Annotated in this window: 13 protein-coding genes and 1 tRNA gene; 10 read left to right on the plus strand and 4 right to left on the minus strand. The window is 58.7% G+C overall.

Going from position 1 to position 19,756, the window contains the following annotated elements; translation table 11 throughout:
* Positions 1 to 17: 17 nt before the first annotated feature.
* On the plus strand, positions 18 to 1,970 hold the full coding sequence (locus ACTJKV_RS02370) for an acetoacetate--CoA ligase (protein ID WP_274100862.1): 1,953 nt from the start codon (positions 18 to 20) through the stop codon (positions 1,968 to 1,970).
* A 319-nt stretch (positions 1,971 to 2,289) separates the two neighbouring features.
* Here ACTJKV_RS02370 and ACTJKV_RS02375 read toward each other — a convergent pair whose 3' ends face one another.
* Together ACTJKV_RS02375 and ACTJKV_RS02380 are read right to left on the minus strand one after the other, a co-directional pair.
* Positions 2,290 to 3,930, minus strand: a complete 1,641-nt coding sequence (locus ACTJKV_RS02375) for an ABC transporter permease (RefSeq protein ID WP_274101074.1) — start codon at positions 3,928 to 3,930, stop codon at positions 2,290 to 2,292.
* Positions 3,931 to 4,024: 94 nt separating this feature from the next.
* Positions 4,025 to 7,876 carry an ATP-binding protein gene (locus ACTJKV_RS02380; RefSeq protein WP_274100861.1) on the minus strand — a complete coding sequence of 1,284 codons (3,852 nt, stop codon included), beginning with the start codon at positions 7,874 to 7,876 and terminating at the stop codon, positions 4,025 to 4,027.
* A 313-nt stretch (positions 7,877 to 8,189) separates the two neighbouring features.
* Here ACTJKV_RS02380 and ACTJKV_RS02385 point away from each other — a divergent pair.
* The 6 genes from ACTJKV_RS02385 (at position 8,190) to ACTJKV_RS02410 (ending at position 14,001) form a co-directional block, all read left to right on the plus strand.
* Positions 8,190 to 8,266 (plus strand) — tRNA-His (locus tag ACTJKV_RS02385).
* A gap of 232 nt (positions 8,267 to 8,498) precedes the next feature.
* Positions 8,499 to 9,659 carry a hypothetical protein gene (locus tag ACTJKV_RS02390; RefSeq protein ID WP_274100860.1) on the plus strand — a complete coding sequence of 387 codons (1,161 nt, stop codon included), beginning with the start codon at positions 8,499 to 8,501 and terminating at the stop codon, positions 9,657 to 9,659.
* Between the two features lie 3 nt (positions 9,660 to 9,662).
* Positions 9,663 to 10,640, plus strand: coding sequence for a hypothetical protein (locus tag ACTJKV_RS02395; RefSeq protein WP_274100859.1), 978 nt, complete (start codon positions 9,663 to 9,665; stop codon positions 10,638 to 10,640).
* A 493-nt stretch (positions 10,641 to 11,133) separates the two neighbouring features.
* A complete protein-coding gene (locus ACTJKV_RS02400) occupies positions 11,134 to 11,571 on the plus strand; it encodes a hypothetical protein (protein ID WP_274100858.1) in 438 nt (145 codons plus the stop codon).
* A 158-nt stretch (positions 11,572 to 11,729) separates the two neighbouring features.
* On the plus strand, positions 11,730 to 13,277 hold the full coding sequence (locus ACTJKV_RS02405) for a Ppx/GppA phosphatase family protein (RefSeq protein WP_337993127.1): 1,548 nt from the start codon (positions 11,730 to 11,732) through the stop codon (positions 13,275 to 13,277).
* A 1-nt stretch (position 13,278) separates the two neighbouring features.
* On the plus strand, positions 13,279 to 14,001 hold the full coding sequence (locus ACTJKV_RS02410; protein ID WP_062426022.1) for an RlmE family RNA methyltransferase: 723 nt from the start codon (positions 13,279 to 13,281) through the stop codon (positions 13,999 to 14,001).
* Positions 14,002 to 14,016: 15 nt separating this feature from the next.
* On the opposite strand, the gene ACTJKV_RS02415 is transcribed toward ACTJKV_RS02410, so the two are convergent.
* Positions 14,017 to 15,414: an MDR family MFS transporter gene (locus tag ACTJKV_RS02415; protein WP_274100856.1), complete on the minus strand. Its 1,398-nt coding sequence runs from the start codon at positions 15,412 to 15,414 to the stop codon at positions 14,017 to 14,019.
* A 192-nt stretch (positions 15,415 to 15,606) separates the two neighbouring features.
* Between ACTJKV_RS02415 and ACTJKV_RS02420 the strand changes: the two genes are divergently transcribed.
* The 3 genes from ACTJKV_RS02420 to ACTJKV_RS02430 all read left to right on the plus strand — a co-directional run bounded on the left by ACTJKV_RS02420 (position 15,607) and on the right by ACTJKV_RS02430 (position 18,841).
* Entirely contained in the window at positions 15,607 to 16,605 is a 999-nt protein-coding gene (locus ACTJKV_RS02420; RefSeq protein ID WP_274100855.1) for an MBL fold metallo-hydrolase, read from the plus strand.
* Between the two features lie 217 nt (positions 16,606 to 16,822).
* Positions 16,823 to 18,328 carry an IMP dehydrogenase gene (gene guaB / locus ACTJKV_RS02425; protein ID WP_274100854.1) on the plus strand — a complete coding sequence of 502 codons (1,506 nt, stop codon included), beginning with the start codon at positions 16,823 to 16,825 and terminating at the stop codon, positions 18,326 to 18,328.
* A 111-nt stretch (positions 18,329 to 18,439) separates the two neighbouring features.
* Positions 18,440 to 18,841, plus strand: coding sequence for an MAPEG family protein (locus tag ACTJKV_RS02430; protein WP_112956090.1), 402 nt, complete (start codon positions 18,440 to 18,442; stop codon positions 18,839 to 18,841).
* Between the two features lie 13 nt (positions 18,842 to 18,854).
* Here the strand turns inward: ACTJKV_RS02430 and ACTJKV_RS02435 are convergent, their stop codons facing one another.
* Entirely contained in the window at positions 18,855 to 19,742 is an 888-nt protein-coding gene (locus ACTJKV_RS02435; protein WP_116493190.1) for a hydrogen peroxide-inducible genes activator, read from the minus strand.
* Positions 19,743 to 19,756 lie beyond the last annotated feature (14 nt).

The raw sequence follows: 19,756 nt of genomic DNA on the forward strand, positions 1-19,756 counted from the left end.
GGCAGGAGGAGGCCACCGTGACTGACACCAACCCACTTTGGACACCGTCGGCTGAGCGCATCGCGCACTCGCCCATGACGCACTTCATCGACTGGTGCGCCAACCGCTATAGCGTGAACTTTGTCGACTATGATGCCTTCCACCGCTGGTCTGTGGAGACAAGCGAAGACTTCTGGAGTGCGGTGTGGACTTATTGCGGCGTGATCGGAAAGGCAGGCGAACGCGTTCTCATCGAACGTGATGACATGCTCCACGCGCGGTTCTTCCCGGATGCGGAGCTGAACTTTGCTGAAAATCTGCTGAGCCGCAGCGGATCGGAGGATGCGATTATCTTCCATGGTGAAGACAAGGCCGAGGCGCGCTGGTCCTGGGATCGACTTCGCGAAGAGGTCTCACGCTTGCAGCAGGCCTTCGCCGAGAGGGGCATAGAAGCTGGCGACCGCATTGCCGCGATGATGCCGAACATGCCGCAGACCGTGGCGTTGATGCTGGCCGCCACATCTCTCGGTGCCGTCTGGTCCTCCTGCTCGCCTGATTTTGGCGAACAGGGCGTCTTGGATCGTTTTGGGCAGATCGGACCGAAACTCTTCATCGCCTGCGATGGCTATTGGTATAATGGCAAGCGGCAGGCGGTGGCGGACAAGGCCAAGGCGGCTGCCGAAAAACTCGGCGTTCCGCTACTGCTGGTGCCCTATGCGGGAACCACGCAGACCGACCAGGAGAATGAAGCCGGCACTCTCCACTATGATGATGTCATTCGGCCGTTCCAGGCCAAGTCGCTGACTTACGTCCGCCAGCCATTCAGCCATCCGCTCTATATACTCTTCTCCTCCGGCACCACCGGTGTTCCCAAATGCATCGTCCATTCGGCTGGCGGAACGCTGCTCCAGCACCTGAAAGAGCATCGCTTTCACTGTGAGCTGATAGAAGGCGAACGCTTCTTCTATTTCACCACCTGCGGCTGGATGATGTGGAACTGGCTGGTGACGGGCCTCGCTTCCGGCGCAACGCTCTGCCTTTACGACGGTTCGCCATTCGCGCCGGATGGCACTGTGCTCTTCGACTATGCAGAACAGGAGGGCTTTGCGGTCTTCGGCACATCGGCCAAATACATCGATGCGGTGCGCAAAGCCGGTCTGGAACCGGGCAAGACCCATGATCTTTCGGCGCTGAGGCTCGTGACCTCCACCGGATCGCCGCTATCGCCGGAAGGCTTCTCTTTTGTCTATGACGGCATCAAGAGCGACGTCCAGCTTGCGTCAATTTCGGGTGGAACCGATATTGTCTCCTGCTTTGTGCTCGGCAATCCGGTAAAGCCGGTCTGGAAAGGCGAGATCCAGGGTCCGGGCCTCGGTCTTGCGGTGGATGTCTGGGATGATGAGGGCAAGCCGGTTCGCGGCGAGAAGGGCGAGCTCGTCTGCACCGCACCCTTTCCCTGCCAGCCAATCATGTTCTGGAACGACCCAGATGGTGAAAAGTATCGTGCCGCCTATTTCGGCCGCTTCGACAATATCTGGTGCCACGGCGATTTCGCTGAATGGACGATGCATGGCGGGCTGATCATTCACGGGCGCTCGGATGCCACCCTGAACCCCGGCGGCGTGCGCATCGGCACGGCCGAGATCTACAACCAGGTGGAGACGATCGACGAGGTGCTGGAAGCGCTCTGCATCGGGCAGGACTGGGACGGCGATGTACGCGTCGTGCTGTTCGTTCGCCTGAAGGAGGGTGCAAGCCTGGATGATGCGCTGATCTCACGCATCAAGAACCGCATCAGAACAGGTGCATCGCCCCGTCACGTTCCGGCGAAGATCATTGCGGTGGCCGATATCCCCCGAACGAAGTCCGGCAAGATCGTTGAACTGGCGGTTCGCGATGTGGTCCATGGACGGCCAGTCAAGAACAAGGAAGCGCTTGCCAATCCAGAGGCGCTTTCCCTTTTCGAAGGTATCGCAGCGCTTCAGAGCTGAGTGTTGGGGTGGATAATGCGGGAAATCGCGCCCCGGATTTAACCATCGCGTGACAACCGATAGGAATTGTCGCCCGTCAAAGGTGGGATGCGGTTTTAACCTTCTCTTAAAGTGAATTGTCCAAAAATGAATCTAACGCGGGTCCATTCGATGACGGGATGGAGAGCCGGTGGCTCCAAAAAGACATGATGTATTTTCGATCCTACTCTCGTTGAAAGCACAAATTTAGTGGCAGCGTCAGCTGCCTCTTTTTTTGAGCATTAGCCCGGAAATCAAACGCGATTTTTTGGAAAGCACGATGCGGGAAATCAAGAACACTTCAAGCGTCAGCGTCCAGCGAATGTGAGACGAGGATGACTGGCACCAGCCCGGCCGCAATGATGACGAGCGCGGGGAGCGCTGCATCCTGCACACGGGAGCGCGACGCACTTTCATATACCATCGTCGACAGCGTGTTGAAATTGAATGGCCGCAGCATGATCGTGGCCGGAAGTTCCTTCAGCGACTCGATGAACACCAGCAGCGATGCTGTAATCGCGGCGGGTCGGATATTGGGCAGCAACACGCCAAGCAGCGTCTGAAGCCGGGTTCGGCCTAGTGTGCGTGATGCCATGTCGAGATGGGGCGACAGCTTTTGGAACCCGGCGTCGACCGTGCCTTCGGCAAGCGTCATGAAGCGCACGCTATGCGCATAGATGATCGCAAAGGCGGTGCCGGACAAAAGAAGCCCGGTGGAGATGCCAAGATGGCTCCGCATTATCCCATCCACCGCATTGTCGAGACCGGCAAGCGGAAGCAAAACCCCGATGGCAAGCACGGTGCCCGGTATGCCGTAACCGAGCGAGCCCACGCGAACGGCAAAGCGCGTCGGCCATGAGGGACGTTCCCGCTGCGCATAGGCCAGCAGAAAACCGCCGAATAACGTGATAACCGCCACTGGTAGCGAGACTTCCAGACTGTGAAGCAGCGCCTTGAGGAGTTTCGGATCGGCCAGCCCGTTCAGCCGTTTGAGAGCATAGCTGCCGAGTACGAGAACGGGGATCGCAAAGCCGGACAAGAAGGGCAGGGCGCAGACGAGCGTCGCGAGCCACCCACGGGCTGGCGACAGTTCTACTCTTGCGGAGCGCTGATGCATCGCCGTCGCTTTACCGGCTGCAAAACGCTGTCGCCTGCGCGCTCTCCGCTCGATGACGATAAGCGCTCCCACGATGAGGACGAGGCAAGCGGCGATCTGTGTCGCGCCAGCGAGATTGCCGCGATTGAGCCACGTCTCGTAAATGGTGAAGGTCAGCGTATGGACGCCGAGATACTCCACCGCGCCGATATCGTTCAGCGTCTCCATCATTACCAATGCGAGGCCGATGATGATTGCAGGACGCGCCATCGGCAGTTGGACGGAGAGAAAAAGGCGCAAAGGGCCGACACCGAGCGTCCTTGCCGCATCGGCCGCAAACCGCCCCTGCAAACCGAAGGCCGCGCGGGTGGAGAGATAGATGTAAGGATAAAGAACCGAACTCAGAACCAGTACGGCACCGCCAAGCGAGCGAATATCGGGAAACCAGTAATCGCGAATGGTCTGGTAGCCGAAGAGCGCGCGCAACGCACTTTGCACCGGGCCGGCAAAATCCAGAAACTCACCAAATGCATAGGCTGCGAGATAGGATGGGATCGCCAGCGGCAGAACCAGAGCAAAGGAGAGGAGCCGACGGAATGGGAAGTCGAACATCGTCACGAGCCAAGCCGTCGTGACACCGGTGATAGTGGTGAAGGCGCCTGTCATGAGGAGCAGAAGCAACGTCTGCGCGCCGGACCGCGGCAGCACGTTGACCAGAAGATGCTGCCAGCCGTTGGTGCCACCCGTCAGAGCGATGACGAAAATGGCAATCAGCGGCATCGCGACCAGCGGGGAAAGCAGCATCGCCGCGATTGTCAGCGGACTGACGCGCGATCCTGCCCGCATCGACGCGGCGGTTGGATGTTCGGCTGGATGCAAGGCGTTTATCCTTCCGTGACCGTAATGTGCCAGCCACGGATGTTGCTAACAGCTGTGCCGATCAGTTCGCAAGAACCCGCTGCGAGGGAAAGCTGATTTCCACCAGCGTTCCTTCATTCGGCGTGGAGGTGATGGAGAAGTTGGCGCGGTTGGCATCCACCATCGCCTTCGTCAATGGCAGGCCGAGACCCGTTCCATCGCCACGAACCCGGCTGCTGGAAGCCGAGACCTGGCGGAACGGCTTCATTGCCTGCTCCAGTTCCGAGCGCGTCATGCCGATGCCGGTGTCGCGCACCCTCAGCACGACGCTGCCATTCGCCTCATAGGCCGTCGACACGACGATCTGGCCCCCAGACGGCGTGAACTTGATGGCGTTCGACAGGATGTTGAGCAGGATCTGCTTGATCGAGCGCAGATCCGCAACGACCGGCGGGACCGATTGCGACAAGGCAGTCCGGATGATGACGCGCTGGTTGTTCGCCTGTGGCTGCACCAGCGAGACCGCTTCCGCGATGGTTTCGTTCAGCGCCACCGCCTTGAAATCCACATCCATCTGGCCGGCCTCGATCTTGGAGATATCCAAAAGATCGTTGACGATATCGAGGACATGGCGACCGGAGCGGACGATGTCGTTGGAGTATTCGATGTAACGCGGATGACCGATCGGCCCGAAACGCTCCGTCGCCATCATGTCGGCAAAGCCGATGATCGCGTTGAGCGGTGTGCGGATTTCATGGCTGACACGCGCCAAGAAGTCGGTCTTGTGTGCATTCGCGGTCTCTGCCGCGCGCTTGGCGTTGCGCAAATCTTCCTCGGTCCGCTTCCACTGGGTGATGTCGCGGATCACTGCGCAATAACCATTGGTGGATTTCAGCCGGCCGATCGTCATGAAGAGTGGCAGGAAACCGCCGGAGGCTTCACGACCGATCACTTCGCGACCGTCGTTCAGCACGCTTGCCACGCCATTATTGGCGAGACCCGAAAGATAATCGAGCACGGCCCGCTGGCTCTCATGCGCAAACAGCGTGACGAAGGGCTTGTTGGAGATTTCGGCACTGTCGTAATTGAAGAGCGCGCTGGCCGAGCGGTTGAGCGAGCGGATACTGCCATCCTCGTCCAACAGGACCACGCCATCGGTCGCCGTCTCCAGAATGGAGTGCAACTCCTCGATCTCGCCCTTCATCCGGTCGGAGTCTTCTACGTTGTCAGTTGTCGGCTCTTCGCCCGTCACATCAGCCGCGTGAACAGGCGCAGCATCCCGTACCGTTTCGGTCGGGATAAGCGACAGCATCAAGGCGCTTGCGTCTTCCCAACGAACCGACTGCAGCTTTGCCCGCACAGGAATGAGTTCGTTTTCGGCGCTCACCGCGACCATGCCGCCGCTGCGCTCGGACACATTGTCCAATTCTTCCCGCTGCAGCAGCGCATCCAGACCGCCGAGCGCTGTCAACTCGTCGAGATCCGTGTAGCCGGTCAGGCGCAGGAACTCGGGGTTGGCATGGATCAGACGATCGCCGCTGTGGATGAGAAGCGCCACCGGCATCTGGTCGACAGTCTCCGGCGTCAATCCCGTTGAAAGACGGGTGGAAGGTGCGAGCGCGACCTCCTCCTCATCAATGGCGGGATCGACGTCCTCATCCTGCGTGGCCGGTTCCTCGGCAGCAGCGGCCTCATCCTCATCATGGCCGCCTTCCATGCGGGTGCCGATGGGCGGATGGGTAAAGGCCACAGGCTCGTCACCACGCGTATAGGCGTGAAATGCATCGTCCTCGGTCGGCGCGGCTGGCTGATCGGCGTCGACGGCATCGGTGGCGACAACTGTGTCTTCGGCTTTAGCCTTGGCGTCGTCTGTCTCAATAGCAGCCGCAACAGCGTCTTCTGCTTCCGCCTCGACAGAAATCTCTTCGGCTCTATCGTCCGACGGTGAGTCTTCAGAAACAACCGGCGTCGCTTCTTCGTCTTCGACGGGCTTCAGGGTGCGGCCGATCTCACGAAATGCCGCCTGTTCGCTGGCCGTCAGGCCGTCGCGACGATTGCGGTGTTCATCGATATGCACGACCTTGTCGGAATAGGATTGAACCGGCTTCTCGGCAATCTTCAACACCGGAACCTCATGTTCCGGCGGCTGGTGGAAGCGCTGCGGCTGCGTCTCTTCCGGCACGGAATCCGTTTCGAGCACTTCCGTCTCGACCGCATCTGCCTCTGCCTCTGCCTCATCCTCATTCTCATCCACGAAGGAGAAAGGAACGGGTTCTTCGACGTGGGTTGGGGTGGCGTCAGCGGAGACATCGGGCTCTACCGCCGCCGCGTCATCCTGCTGCTCCTCGGCAATCGTTGGCACGTCGTCGGGATGGCTCTCTCCAGCCAACACAAGACCAGCCGCATGCGGGTCTTCTACCGCATCGGCGATCCGCACGATGCCGAAACCGCGAAAGCCGTCGAACTCACGTGCACGAGTATAGGTCGGAAGGGCGGCAAGATCGATCGGCACGGCGAGGGACGTGCCCTCGACAGGCCAGTAGATCGTCTTGCCCGACCAGGTGTCGCGACGCTTCAAGAGTTCGGCGATCTTGCCTTCCGGATCGAGGTTGAAGAGGGCGGCAAGGTCGGAAAAGCTCATGCCTTCGACAGCCGCAGCCTTCGGCCCCACGGCTTCGGCAAACTCATGCGAAATGGAGCTGAAGCAACCCGCAGCGTCGATCTTCCAGACGAATCGGCTTGCCCGGCCATTCGGATTGAATACGAAAGGCGAGAGGGGTGCTGGCTCGTCGGTCGGCTCTTGCGTGTCAATCGTCAGCGCCTGGGGCTCGGCGGCCTCCGGGAAGTGCGCTTCCTGTGCCTCGGGTGTATCGTCTTCCAGGCTCTGTGCGTCGTCGGTGTTATCGTGCGTGGCGCTATAGCTGGGCTCTTCTTTTGGTGTCGAAACCGCTGCCGGCTTTTTCTCGTCTGCCAAAAGAAAATCGTCTGCAGGCGAAACCGCCTCAACTGTTTCGAGCTCCTCGTCCGTATCCTGCTTATAGGCTAGGAAAACAGACTGGTCCTCGTTCGAGATAGCCTCTGCAACGCCGTGCTCGTCCGCCTCTTGCTGCTCATCATCCGTCTCTTCGATCTGTGCGACCGCGTCGAGAACGCTTTCGAACGCCAGCTGCTGCGAAGGCTTGGACGCCAACTCAGCCTGTTCTTCGACGGGGATAGCTTCTGGTTCAGGCCGCTCCTCGATGAACTCGGAGGAGGGATCGAGTCTGCCGAGCGCGGTCTCGACCACGAAAACGAGATTGAGAACGGGCTCCTGCGTCAGTTGCGCGGTCGCGGCAGGGAGGTAGCCCTTGCCCGTTGGCACGGGGCGCTTCACCAGCTTGCTGGTATGGCGCGCCGCCATCGATATCAAAGTCCTGGCGGTTTGCGGTGCAATTTCAAGATTAGCGAATTTGCCAGAGGCAGCAATAATCGCGCCGCTCTCATCCATCACGGCCATATGAATATCGGGATCATCGAATCCTTCGATCATCCTCCAGGCCCGTTCTTCCAGTGACAGGCCGGATTGATCCAACATAGCGGAGAAGAGAAGCACCGGCTGCTGCCGCTCGACTTCGATCACTTCGAGGGCGGCAGAGACGGCAACGCTGCGAAAGCCCGACGGAACGCGGATCATGAATTGTTGGCGATCGCCAATCTTCTGCAGCCGGCTCGCAGCACCAGCCACCTGACGGAAGGTCACATCCTGCGCTTTCGGCCCATGCTCGATGAAATCATAGATCATCGGCGTGCCGAAAAGAGCGGCACCGCGTCCGTTCGCCCACAGCGCGCTTTTGAGGTCCATCGAGAACAGCGCAAGCGCTTCGCCCTTGGCGAATTTCTCCCGAACGCGCTCATGCACGGCTATGTCGATAAACGGGTATTGAACGGCGGGCATGTCGGAACCTACTTTGGCACTACGTGACCTTCGCTGCCGCACGGCCTCCTCATGAGGCACCACACAGCCTGCATCGGCGTGACGTTAACAGAATCTTAAATAACTTCACAGGGCCGCCGGGTCCATAATCGCCTGAGGGAATTGGGAAATAGAGTTAATATCACGTGGACCGGGACGCCGCCGATCCGGGTGCTGGATGGACGCGGGAAAACGCGCTTGCTTTCTATATGTTTTTTCGCAAAAATTAGAGAAGGACTTGCAAAAGAGAAAAACTCCCCGTATGTGAGCCCCGTGACGCGCAAGCGTCTCTTGTGCGGTTGTAGCTCAGTTGGTTAGAGCGCAGGTTTGTGGCACCTGAGGTCGGAGGTTCGAGACCCCCCAACCGTACCATTCTCTTCTCTTGATAGGTCTGTAGAAACAGTGACTTACGAAGAGATGAGGTTTTTACCGCCCAGCCGCCAGGCGGTTTGTTGGAGCTTTTTACTCCTTATAGAGCCTCTCCGGAACATGCGCGCTGTATCCCCCCAGCCAAACTGTGTTCTCGCGCGATATTGACGCCATACGCACTTTGTTACAGACATCGTTCTCAAGGAATCATCAAAGGTTTAACAGAGGCCGCTATATGCAGTTTGAAGTTGTCGGCATTGATTACGATAATCGCATCAACAACTTTATGGTCAGTGCGCGTGCGGACTATGAATGGTATCTCGAAAAAACTCAGGGCTCCGAAGATAACCTCGAGATACAGCGGGATATTATTAAAGGTTCAAAGCCTTACAAAAATCTCCGGGCTGACCTGAGGATGGGCTGCATCCTACCGACAATTGTGCTTGCCGTTAGAGAAATTGACGCTTCGGTGACGGAAAAGTACAATCCAGCCACCGGATTTATCAAGGCTTCGAGGGAAGACCTTGATGCCCTAGAGTTTGCAATAGCTAACACGGTGCCAGCGAATGTGGACATCGTGGATGGTCTTCAACGTACGAACGCTCTGCGCCAAACGCTCGCTGAACTCTCCGAAGAGGAAGTAGATACATATCTTCGTCGGTCGTTGCGCCTCGAGATATGGATCAACATTCCGTTCTTCCCACTTGCGTATCGTATGCTGCTACTCAACGCTGGGCAACGACCCATGTCTATGAAGCACCAGATCGATATTCTATCGGGAGGGCTTGCTAAGGACTTGGAGGACTTGAACGGGCTTGAGATCATTAAGGTGCGCGACCACAAGCGACGGGTGAAGCCTGGGCAATTCCACCTTTCTACCCTAGCTCAAGCATTTCAGGCTTGGATGCAGCGAAGCCCGAATGTTGATAGGACCAACCTCGTTGTGGAAACGATGGTCGTTGATGAGGCGCTGGACTCTCTTGGGATTGATCTATCCGAAGATGACGCCAACCAGCGAGACGGTTTTCGTCAGTTTGTAGACTGGATGCTTCGACTCGATCGGGCGCTTGGTGATGAGAGAAACCGATTTTTTGGGAACGACACAGTGGTGCTGGGTTTTGCTGCCGCGGTCGGATTTGCCCATAAAAACGACTTGCTCCAGGACCGGCTATCCAAGTCCATGGAAAAGCTCGTTAAAGATACAGAATCCGGTTCTGATTTCGATCCGCTAGGGGTTGAGACGTTCGATCAAATTCGTCGCGCGGTAGACACCAAGCGGACAAACGTGGGCGAAGCTACTCGAGGATTAGTTTTTAGGGCTGTCCGCGAGTACATCATGCAGGATGGCACGAGTCCTATGACCGAGTGCTGGACGCAATCTGCAAGTATGATGTGACATATGACACTCGCAACTCTTCTGGGAGTACAATCTGCTGATGACCTTGATCCAAGCCGCCCGATAAGTTTGGGTCGTTTCGAGCTAGGTGTTGAGGCCACAGGTGAAGCGACTAAGATTCTCAGAGGAGAAGTAGAGCCACCCGTAGTGAATCTATTTCCTCGAAACTTTACGCGTCAGGCTTACTGGTCAATCTCACACAAGACAGCGGGTGAGGCCGAGCTCTTCGGTGTTCCAGGAGATGAAACAGGCGCGCTTGCCACCGCCCTCGAGGTAGCACTAGTCCGCGCCGCTGCTGGTGCTGATGCCCAAGATCATTCAGCTTTGCTACAAGGAAACGTGGAAGTAAGGCTCGGTCCAAGACTTGCTTGGGAGAAGTTCAGCGAGATCATTGGGGTTGTTGAGAAACCACTTGTTGGTGAAAGTTTACTTTTTGGTGGGGCGACCCAAGCAGTAATTTCTGATCAAGTGAAACGCCTCAACCAGACGTGCATCAGCTGCCTAGCAAACTCGTTTCGGACGTCTCCACTAAAGTTCAGGTTCCTAGAACTCTATCGAATGATAGAAGCTCTGTTTCTCGCTCAGGTGAAGGAGAAACTTTTTGCGTCGTTCGACGCGGAGCCGAGTGGCTCTATTCAAGAGGCTGCTGACGCATTGAAGTCAGAGATGGCTCAAATCAGGGCCCTGGCGGAACAACAGCAAGACGCCTTCGTAGCCTGCCGGACAGCACTTTATCCACTCCGGCAAACCAATCGCTTTGCCGCTGCGCTTTTTAAAAAGGTCAAGGGTAAAGGGCTAGAGAATGGATCGCAGTGGGAAGTAGGCGCAGCCCTCGTTTACCAAGTCCGTTGCGCGGTCGTGCATGCGGGTCAAAAAGACATAATATTTGAAAGCTATCCGGACGGGGACGAGGTCATCGCAGCACTGATTCCGGGAGTCGAGCGCGCAGCTCTGGAACTTGTTGGAGTGCAATTAGTGTGACGGGCCCACCTAGGCACCCGATGTCATGAGCGCAGCGAATGACTGTAGTCGGTCACTACACTCAAACTTTCTATTCCGCCGGTGAGATCTAGGTCCATGCTAAGTCATTCATTAGAGTGCTTAGGATGCCACGGCCTCCAATTTATTTCATGCTTGTCCGCCTTAATGATGGCGCTCCCGCGTCGTTGACGATCAAACGCGAGCCGACGCAGTTCTTTGCTCAATTGCGCTCATATGGCTTCATGGAACACTCGTGCGCGTCATCTCCCGCACTGGCAGATATGTCAACGGGCGCGTTTCTGGACATCGTGGCGGGCGTTTTAAGCGTCTCCCGCGACCGGTCATTCAGCTATATCGTCCCGACGGGATGAGTCGCGCCGACTGGCTGGCCGCGATGGAAGAGAAGGCTCGCGACCCGCGCTTCGGGCTCATGGAGCGCGACGCCGAAATCTCTCACTATATGATCGTGCCTCTGAAACGATGAGGCACGATCATGGCCTACCATATCCTTCTAGAATCTTGGTCACGTAAGCGTGACGCCAAAGGCAGGTCTACGGAGTTTATCTTCGACGAGGCGTCCCGCAAACCCGCCGCGTCTGTCCACATCGCCGATCCCAAGCCCCCGACGGTAGTCTACGGCGTAGGCATAGATGAAGTCCGCCGGATGCACGATGCGGCTGCAGCGTCGGCAATGACCCCTGGTGCGCATGGCAAGCTTCGGAAACTCGATTCCAAACAAAAGACCCTGCACACGGTCGTCGCCTCGCATCCATTTACGGTCGAGGAGGTCCGCGCCGATCCAAAAAAGGCGGCGGAAGTAAGGGATTGGGAGCGGAGGACGGTTGCATGGCTGCGGAAGCAATATGGTGCCGAACTGAGATCAGTCCTCCTGCACACCGACGAAAAACAATGGCATGTCCGTGTCTATTGACCTTGCACCTGCGAACTGTTTATTCGTAACGCGAAACGAAGGGCGCGATCTCTCGCGCGGCCAAAAATCGGTTGGCTAGAATGTCACATACTGGTAAGGTCACGCCAACGTAACCTTATGGACGCCAGCGGCATGCCTTTAGGCCTTTGCGCGGCGGAATGGAAAAAACAGTGATTGACCCCGGCAACGGCGTAAAGCCGTCGGAACCAGGGGCGTCGGTGGCAGAAAAAGGGAAGGCGAAGCGTTCCCGTCGTGGTAAGGGCAAGCGAGGCGGCAAGAACCGTTCCGCTCCTGCTTTGCCGCAACTGCTTGTTGCCGACTCCCGTCAGGAGCCTCCACCCCCAGGCGGTATCGAGCCTGGAGCAGAGCCGCGTAAGCGCAAACGCCGCAGGCGTTCCGGCGGGCAGGGCGCTCAGAAAACACCTCCAGGCATTGCGGCAGAAGCTCAGAAGCCGGACCTATCGGCGCGACCTGAGCAGCAACCATCCAGCAAAAGAAAAGCGCGCAATCGCAAGCGCCCGCACCGCGACCCGCAGGGCAGGCCACTGGTGCCAAGCCATGCGCCACGACCCGCCGCCAAGCAAAATGGCCAGGGAGCCAATGGTGCAACGGTTGTCGTGGAGCCCGCAGGCTTTGCTCATTCGCGGCATGGCGCCGGTCGGGAGGCTTTCGAGCCCAGTTCCGATATGTATGCGGCGCTCGACCTTGGTACAAACAATTGCCGCCTTCTGATAGCGCAGCCGACGCGACCGGGCCAATTCCGCGTGGTGGATGCCTTCTCGCGGATCGTGCGCCTTGGCGAGGGACTGGTGTCGACCGGACGACTATCCGATGATGCGATGGATCGTGCTGTCGAAGCGCTGAAGGTCTGCGCGGCAAAGCTTGCGGGACGGCCCATTCGCCGCATGCGGCTGATCGCGACCGAGGCCTGCCGCGCGGCTGCCAACGGCGAAGAATTTCTTGCCCGCGTGACGCGTGAGACCGGTCTTGATCTCGAAATCATTAGCCGTGAGACGGAAGCGCGCCTTGCCGTCTCCGGTTGTTCGTCGCTTGTCGGACGAGAAGCTCGCTCCGTCGTCCTCTTCGATATCGGCGGCGGCTCATCGGAAATCGCGGTCATTCGGCTGAATGAAAACCGCTCAAACCGGCTTGCCAACCACATCACCCATTGGACCTCGCTTCCTGTCGGTGTGGTGACGCTCTCGGAGCGCCACGGCGGTCGCGATGTGACGCCAGCGATTTTCGAGGCCATGGTGACGGAAGTCGAAGGCCTGCTCGATGCATTCCACTGCCCGCCACTGTCTGACCAGTCCACACTCGATGATTTTCATCTGATCGGCACCTCCGGCACGGTGACGACGCTTGCCGGTGTCCACCTCGATCTGCCGCGCTACGATCGCCGCAAGGTGGATGGGCTATGGCTGTCGGATGCCGAGGTCACGGCCATGCAGACCAAGTTGCTCGCCTGGGATTTTGCCGGACGCGCCGCCAATGCCTGCATTGGGCCGGATCGTGCGGACCTCGTTCTTGCTGGTTGCGCCATTCTGGAAGCGATCCGCAGGCGCTGGCCTGCACGGCGCATGCGGGTGGCAGATCGTGGGCTGCGTGAAGGCCTGTTGACCGATATGATGGCAGATGATGGCGCATGGCGCCGCAACAAGATACGCCGTGCCCAGACGCAGGGCAAAACAGAGCGGAAGGGTTGATATGAGCAAGGCGCCCACGAGCACCAACCGTACCGGACGCAAGATCGGTCAGAAGGTGAAGAAGACGAAGCTGAAGGCATCGTCCCGCCGGTGGCTGGAGCGGCATATCAACGACCCATACGTGCAGCGCGCTAAGCTGGAAGGCTACCGCGCCCGTGCGGCCTTCAAGCTTCTGGAAATCAACGACAAGCACCAGATCCTCAAAGATGCACGCCGCATCATCGACCTGGGTGCTGCTCCCGGCAGCTGGTCGCAGATTGCCGCGAAGGTGACGGATTCGACCGAAGACGATATTCGCGTCGCAGCGATCGACTTCCTCGAGCTCGATCCGATCCCCGGTGTAAAAATCCTGCAGCTCGACTTCCTCGATCCAAACGCGCCTGATCTTCTGATGGAAGCTGTTGGCGGTACGCCCGATCTCGTTCTGTCCGATATGGCGGCACCCACAACCGGCCACCAGAAGACCGACCACATTCGCACGATGCATCTGTGCGAAGTCGCGGCGGATTTCGCCGTTCAGGTTCTGGCGGAAGGCGGGCATTTCCTTGCCAAGACCTTCCAGGGCGGCACGGAGAAGCAGTTGCTCGACATGCTGAAGCAGAACTTCAAGCAGGTCCTTCACATCAAGCCCGCCTCGTCGCGCTCTGAATCAGTGGAAATGTTCCTGCTTGCGAAGCACTTCAAGGGCCGCAAGGCAGCCCCGGCTGAAGCGCCCGACGAATAGAACCCACGGAAAGGATCATTCAGCCGGCTGTGTGGCCTTGCTCCTGTGGCCGGAAACCTCGGCGCCGGCACCCCTGTCCATCGCAATCAGCGGCAGGGTGGCAAACAGCGAGACCAGCGCCACCACCACGAAGGCGAGATGGAAATCGGCAAGCTGGAGATGGCCGCCGGAAAAGTAGCTGCTGACTTCCAGAATTGTCGCTGCGAAGGCGACGCCGAGCGCCAGGCTGATCTGCTGCAGCACGGAGGCCATGGATGTGGCCTGGCTCGCCTGATGGTCATCGATATCGGAGTAGCTGAGGGCATTCGTGCCGGTGAAGAAGAACGAGCGGGCAAAGCCGGCGACCACCAGGCAGATCATGATCAGCGAATAGGGCGTCTGCGGCGTAAAGAAACTATTCACGACCGTCGTGCAGGCACCGACCACGCCAGCACTGATCAAAGTCGCTTTGAAGCCGGTCGCGGCAAAGACACGGCGCGCCATGAACTTGGTCGTGATGGCGCCGATGGCCCCGGCAAAGGTAATCATGCCCGACTGGAACGGGTTGAGGCCAAAGCCGATCTGCAACATCAATGGCATCAGGAAGGGAATAGCACCCGTCGAGATGCGAAAGACGGTTCCGCTGATGGAGGCAGTGCGGAATGTGGCGTTCCGGAAAATCTTGAAATCCAGGATCGGCGCCGGGTGGATTTTGGCGTGGCGGACGTAAAGCGCGCCGCAGATGAAGCCGATGATAATCGCTGCAATGCCGACATAGGGCGGTAGAGCGGGCAGGCTGACCACCGAAAAGCCGAACACCACGCCGGATGCGGCAAGGCCGGACAGGATGAAGCCGAGAAAGTCCATGGGCGGTGGATTGGTGGTCTCGATCTCCGGAAGATAGATCGTCGAAAGCCAGATGCCGATCACGCCGATCGGGACGTTGATCAGGAAAATCCAGTGCCAGGAAAAATAGGTGGTGATGAAGCCGCCGATGGGTGGACCGGTCAGCGGTCCCACAAGCGCCGGAATGGTCAGCAACGCCATGGCCGAAACGAGATCGGTGCGCTTGGTGGTGCGCAATAGAACGAGGCGCCCGACGGGCGTCATCATCGCGCCGCCCACACCCTGCAGGAAGCGCGAGACGACGAATTCCACAACAGAGCCGGACACCGCACAGCAGATGGAGCCGATGACGAAGACCGCGATGGCAAAGCGGAAAATCTTCTTCGCACCAAACTTGTCGGCCATCCAGCCGCTGATAGGAATGAAGATGGCAAGCGACACCATATAGGCGGTCAGCGCGAGCTTCAGCGTGATCGGGCCGACATTCAGATCCCTCGCGATCGCCGGCAAAGCCGTGGCGATTACGGTCGAGTCCATCTGCTCCATGAAAAGGGCGACGGCGAGGATAAGCGGAATGATTCTGTTCATGGCTTGACTGCGGCCCACCCCGCATCGACAAAGTTCGGACCACTTACTACTCCCGCATCGATGACTTGCCAACTAAACATTTGGCAAGAAAAGGACCGTTGTCCTCCTCACGACGCTGTGAGGAACTGCTAATGAACCGAATGCCGCAAATGCTCGTTAAACCCCTTGGTACCCTAACAAGTGGAGATAGTCATGACGGACAGGATGAACATCAGCCGGCGCGTGCTGCTCGGCACGGCAGGCGCCGGAGCAGTGGCCCCCTTTGTGCTCAGCGGCGCAGCAAGTGCCCAGACAACCCAGCCCCAAACGTCCATGGAGATCAACCACGCAATGCCGCCCGAAACCAATCGTTTCAAGCTTGGAGACTTTGAGGTTCTGGTCGTCAAGGACGGTGCGCGTCCTTCCGGCAAGCCCGGCGAAACCTTCGGCACGAACCAAAGTCCGGAAGCCGTCGGCGAGCTGCTGCAGAAGAACTTTTTGCCGACGGATCAATTCGTCAACAGCTTCTCGCCCGCCTTGATCAATACCGGGTCCGACCTCGTGTTGTTCGACACCGGCTTTGGCGAGCAGGGACGTGAATCCGGCAATGGACGGCTCCTCGAAGGACTGGCCGCGGCCGGTTATACGCCGGAAGACGTAACCGTTGTGGTTCTGACCCATATGCATGGCGACCATATTGGCGGCCTGATGGAGAAGGGCAAGCCAGCCTTCCCGAAGGCACGCTACGTCTTCGGCCAGAAAGAATACGACTTCTGGACCGACGAAAAGCGTGTCGGCACGCCTGCCGAAAATGGTCATAAGGCGGTGCTTGCCAATGTGAAGCCATTGGCGGAAAAGGCGACCTTCATCGGTGATGGTGCTGATGTCGTGCCTGGCATCAGTGCGATTGCCGCCTTCGGTCACTCTCCGGGTCACATGATCTTCAATGTCGAGTCCAGCAGCAAGCGGCTGATCCTGACCGCCGATACCGCAAACCACTTCGTGCTGTCGCTGCAGCGTCCAGAGTGGGAGGTACGCTTCGATATGGACAAGTCGGCGGCTGCCGCGACGCGCAAGAAGGTTTTCGACATGGTCGCGACAGACCGCGTCGCCTTCCTCGGCTACCACATGCCGTTCCCATCTGTCGGTTACGCGGAAAAACTCGATACTGGATACAGGTTTGTGCCGAAGTCCTACCAGTTCGATATCTGACCCGTAATCGATGATCCAAAGCAGTTCGAGCCGCGGCGACACCATCGCGGCTCGTCGCTCTATGGTGCATTGCACAGCATTCCGGGTTTTTTCTATTCCCTTCCCGTCATAACCGTGTTACCAGCCCTCGCCAACTTCCAAGCAATCCTTTGCAGGACCGCCGGGGTGAACATTCGTTCCGGATCGGCCATGCATTTCATAATGAAGGAATTTGGCCATGGCACGCATCATTGAAACTCCCACTGGTCTCGACGCGCTGACGTTCGACGACGTGCTCCTCCAGCCGGGGCATTCTGAAGTCATGCCCGGCCAGACGAACATCGCGACACGTATCGCGCATGATATCGAGCTCAACCTTCCCATTCTCTCTTCGGCAATGGACACCGTGACCGAAAGCCGTCTGGCAATTGCCATGGCGCAGGCCGGCGGCATCGGCGTCATTCACCGCAACCTGACGCCGGTCGAGCAGGCCGAAGAGGTTCGCCAGGTCAAGAAGTTCGAAAGCGGCATGGTCGTCAACCCGGTCACGATTGGCCCGGATGCAACACTGGCCGAAGCCCAGTCACTGATGAAGGCGCACGGCATTTCCGGTATTCCGGTCGTCGAAAACGGTGGCAGCGGCGGGCACAAGGTTGGCCGTCTCGTCGGCATTCTGACCAACCGCGACGTGCGTTTTGCCTCCGATCCGGGCCAGAAAATCTATGAGCTGATGACGCGCGAAAACCTCGTCACTGTCAAGGAAAGCAGCGTCGATCAGCAGGAAGCCCGCCATCTTCTGCATAAGCACCGCATCGAGAAGCTGCTGGTCGTTGATGGCAAGGGCAACTGTGTCGGCCTCATCACCGTCAAGGACATTGAGAAGTCGCAGCTGAACCCGAACGCCACGAAGGATGCGCAGGGCCGCTTGCGTGCCGCTGCCGCGATCAGCGTGGGCGACGATGCCATCGAGCGCGCCGAGCGTCTGATTGCGGTGGGTGTTGACGTTCTGGTCGTCGACACTGCACACGGTCATTCGCAGCGTGTTCTCGATGCGGTAAGCCACGTCAAGAAGATGTCGAATTCGGTTCGCGTCGTTGCCGGTAACGTCGCGACGTCGACGGGCACCAAGGCACTGATCGACGCCGGTGCGGATGCCGTCAAGGTCGGTATCGGCCCGGGCTCGATCTGCACCACGCGCATCGTCGCCGGTGTCGGCGTTCCGCAGCTTGCCGCCATCATGTCCGCTGTCGAAGCGGCGCAGGCGGCAGATATCCCCGTCATTGCCGATGGCGGCATCAAGTTCTCCGGCGACCTTGCCAAGGCAATCGCTGCTGGCGCATCCGCCGTAATGATCGGCTCGCTGCTGGCCGGTACGGATGAAAGCCCAGGCGAAGTGTTCCTCTATCAGGGCCGCTCCTTCAAGGCCTATCGTGGCATGGGCTCGGTTGGCGCCATGGCCCGCGGCTCGGCAGACCGTTACTTCCAGGCCGAAGTGCGCGATACGCTGAAGCTCGTCCCGGAAGGCATCGAAGGCCAGGTTCCTTACAAGGGCCCGGTCTCCGGCGTGTTGCATCAGCTTGCCGGCGGTCTGAAGGCGGCCATGGGTTACGTCGGCGGTGGAACGATCAAGGACTTCCAGGAACGCGCGACGTTCGTGCGCATCTCAGGTGCAGGCCTGCGTGAAAGCCACGCCCACGACGTGACGATTACCCGCGAGAGCCCGAACTATCCCGGCGCTGTTTGATATTCCGTTTCCTGCGAATAGACGATAAAGATGATCTCACGCTCTCCGAACCCGGTTCGGGGAGCGTCTTTTTGTAAGAAGGAGAAACGCCGCATGTCCACGACGAGCGCAATGTTCTGGCCAATGATTGCCCATGCCTTTCTCGTCTTCTGGCTTTATGGTCTGCTGGCGTATCGCCGAAAGAAATTCACCTTCCTCGACGGTGACGCCGTGCGCCGCTTCCGCGATGCTGGCGAAGAAGCGCCCGAGAGCAAGCTGGTCAACAAGAACATCGCTAACCAGTTCGAACTGCCGATGCTCTTCCACGCGGCATGTCTGCTGCTCTACATCACCGATGCGGACAATATCGTCACCGTCGTGCTCGGCTGGATTTTCGTTCTGTCGCGGGTCTTCCATTCCTACATTCACGTCACCAGCAACCGTCTGCGCTACCGCGGCCCGGCCTTCATTACCGGCTTTGTCGCTCTCGTCTTGATGTGGGGCTGGCTCTTCATCTGGCTCGCGCTGGAATAGGACGCACGGCGCTCTAGCGGATGCACTGCCGGATGGCATCCGCAAGGGCGGCGATGTCGCCTTTACGGCCGCTGGCCATGCGCCAGACGAGACCGATCTCTCGTGCAGGGGCCGGATCGGCGAAAGGAACGATGCGAAGATTATTGCGCATCGTCTCGGTCGGAATGGCAATCTCCGGGATTAGCGTCATTCCCATGTCATGGGACACCATCTGCAGCAGCGTCGCCATCGAGGTTGCGCCGTAATTGACAAGGCTGCGCTTGCCCGCCGCATCGCAGACCGCCAGGGCCTGATCGCGAAGGCAGTGGCCTTCCTCAAGAAGGAGCAGCCGGTCCATGTCAACCTGGCCTTCATTGACGGGAGAGACGAGCACCTTGTCGTCGCTCTTTGCGGTCGCCATGAAGAAGCGATCGGTGAAAAGGTGGCAGGTCTCCAACCCTTCGCCGACCACTGGGATGGCAGCAATTACCGCATCCAGCTTGCGTGCCGCGAGATCCGAGAGAAGACGGTCGGTGACGGTTTCCTTCAGCTCGATCTCGACCAGAGCGTGATGGGCGCGCAGGTGCGGCACGAGCTTGGGAACGAGATAGGGCGCGATGGTTGGAATGATCCCGATCCGCACCAGCCCTTCCAGCGCGCCTGAGGTCTTGCGCGCGGCGTCTTCCAGCCGTTCCACCTCCAGAAGAATGGTCCGCACATGCTGCAGCACCTCCTCGCCCTTCGGCGTGATGGTGATGTCACCGCGGCCGCGTTCCACCAGCTTGACGCCGAGATGCTCTTCCATGTCCATGATTTGTACGGAAAGTGCCGGCTGACTAATATGCGCCTCCGCCGCAGCCTTGCCGAAGTGCAGGGTGCGCGCCAAGGCGTCGAAATATCGCATCTGTCGAAGTGTGAGCATGATAGGTTTTTCCT

It is taken from the genome of Agrobacterium sp. 22117 (assembly GCF_052045735.1).
In the GTDB taxonomy this organism is placed as follows: Bacteria; Pseudomonadota; Alphaproteobacteria; order Rhizobiales; family Rhizobiaceae; genus Agrobacterium; species Agrobacterium cavarae.

What these genes read in the sequence shown, in the direction of transcription:
- ACTJKV_RS02375 (WP_274101074.1), bottom strand. Translation starts at nt 3,930, where the DNA reads ATGCGGGCAGGATCGCGCGTCAGTCCGCTGACAATCGCGGCGATGCTG.
- ACTJKV_RS02405 (WP_337993127.1), top strand. Translation starts at nt 11,730, where the DNA reads ATGGAAAAAACAGTGATTGACCCCGGCAACGGCGTAAAGCCGTCGGAA.
- ACTJKV_RS02390 (WP_274100860.1), top strand. Translation starts at nt 8,499, where the DNA reads ATGCAGTTTGAAGTTGTCGGCATTGATTACGATAATCGCATCAACAAC.
- ACTJKV_RS02435 (WP_116493190.1), bottom strand. Translation starts at nt 19,742, where the DNA reads ATGCTCACACTTCGACAGATGCGATATTTCGACGCCTTGGCGCGCACC.
- guaB (WP_274100854.1), top strand. Translation starts at nt 16,823, where the DNA reads ATGGCACGCATCATTGAAACTCCCACTGGTCTCGACGCGCTGACGTTC.
- ACTJKV_RS02410 (WP_062426022.1), top strand. Translation starts at nt 13,279, where the DNA reads ATGAGCAAGGCGCCCACGAGCACCAACCGTACCGGACGCAAGATCGGT.
- ACTJKV_RS02400 (WP_274100858.1), top strand. Translation starts at nt 11,134, where the DNA reads ATGGCCTACCATATCCTTCTAGAATCTTGGTCACGTAAGCGTGACGCC.
- ACTJKV_RS02415 (WP_274100856.1), bottom strand. Translation starts at nt 15,414, where the DNA reads ATGAACAGAATCATTCCGCTTATCCTCGCCGTCGCCCTTTTCATGGAG.
- ACTJKV_RS02395 (WP_274100859.1), top strand. Translation starts at nt 9,663, where the DNA reads ATGACACTCGCAACTCTTCTGGGAGTACAATCTGCTGATGACCTTGAT.
- ACTJKV_RS02420 (WP_274100855.1), top strand. Translation starts at nt 15,607, where the DNA reads ATGACGGACAGGATGAACATCAGCCGGCGCGTGCTGCTCGGCACGGCA.
- ACTJKV_RS02430 (WP_112956090.1), top strand. Translation starts at nt 18,440, where the DNA reads ATGTTCTGGCCAATGATTGCCCATGCCTTTCTCGTCTTCTGGCTTTAT.
- ACTJKV_RS02380 (WP_274100861.1), bottom strand. Translation starts at nt 7,876, where the DNA reads ATGCCCGCCGTTCAATACCCGTTTATCGACATAGCCGTGCATGAGCGC.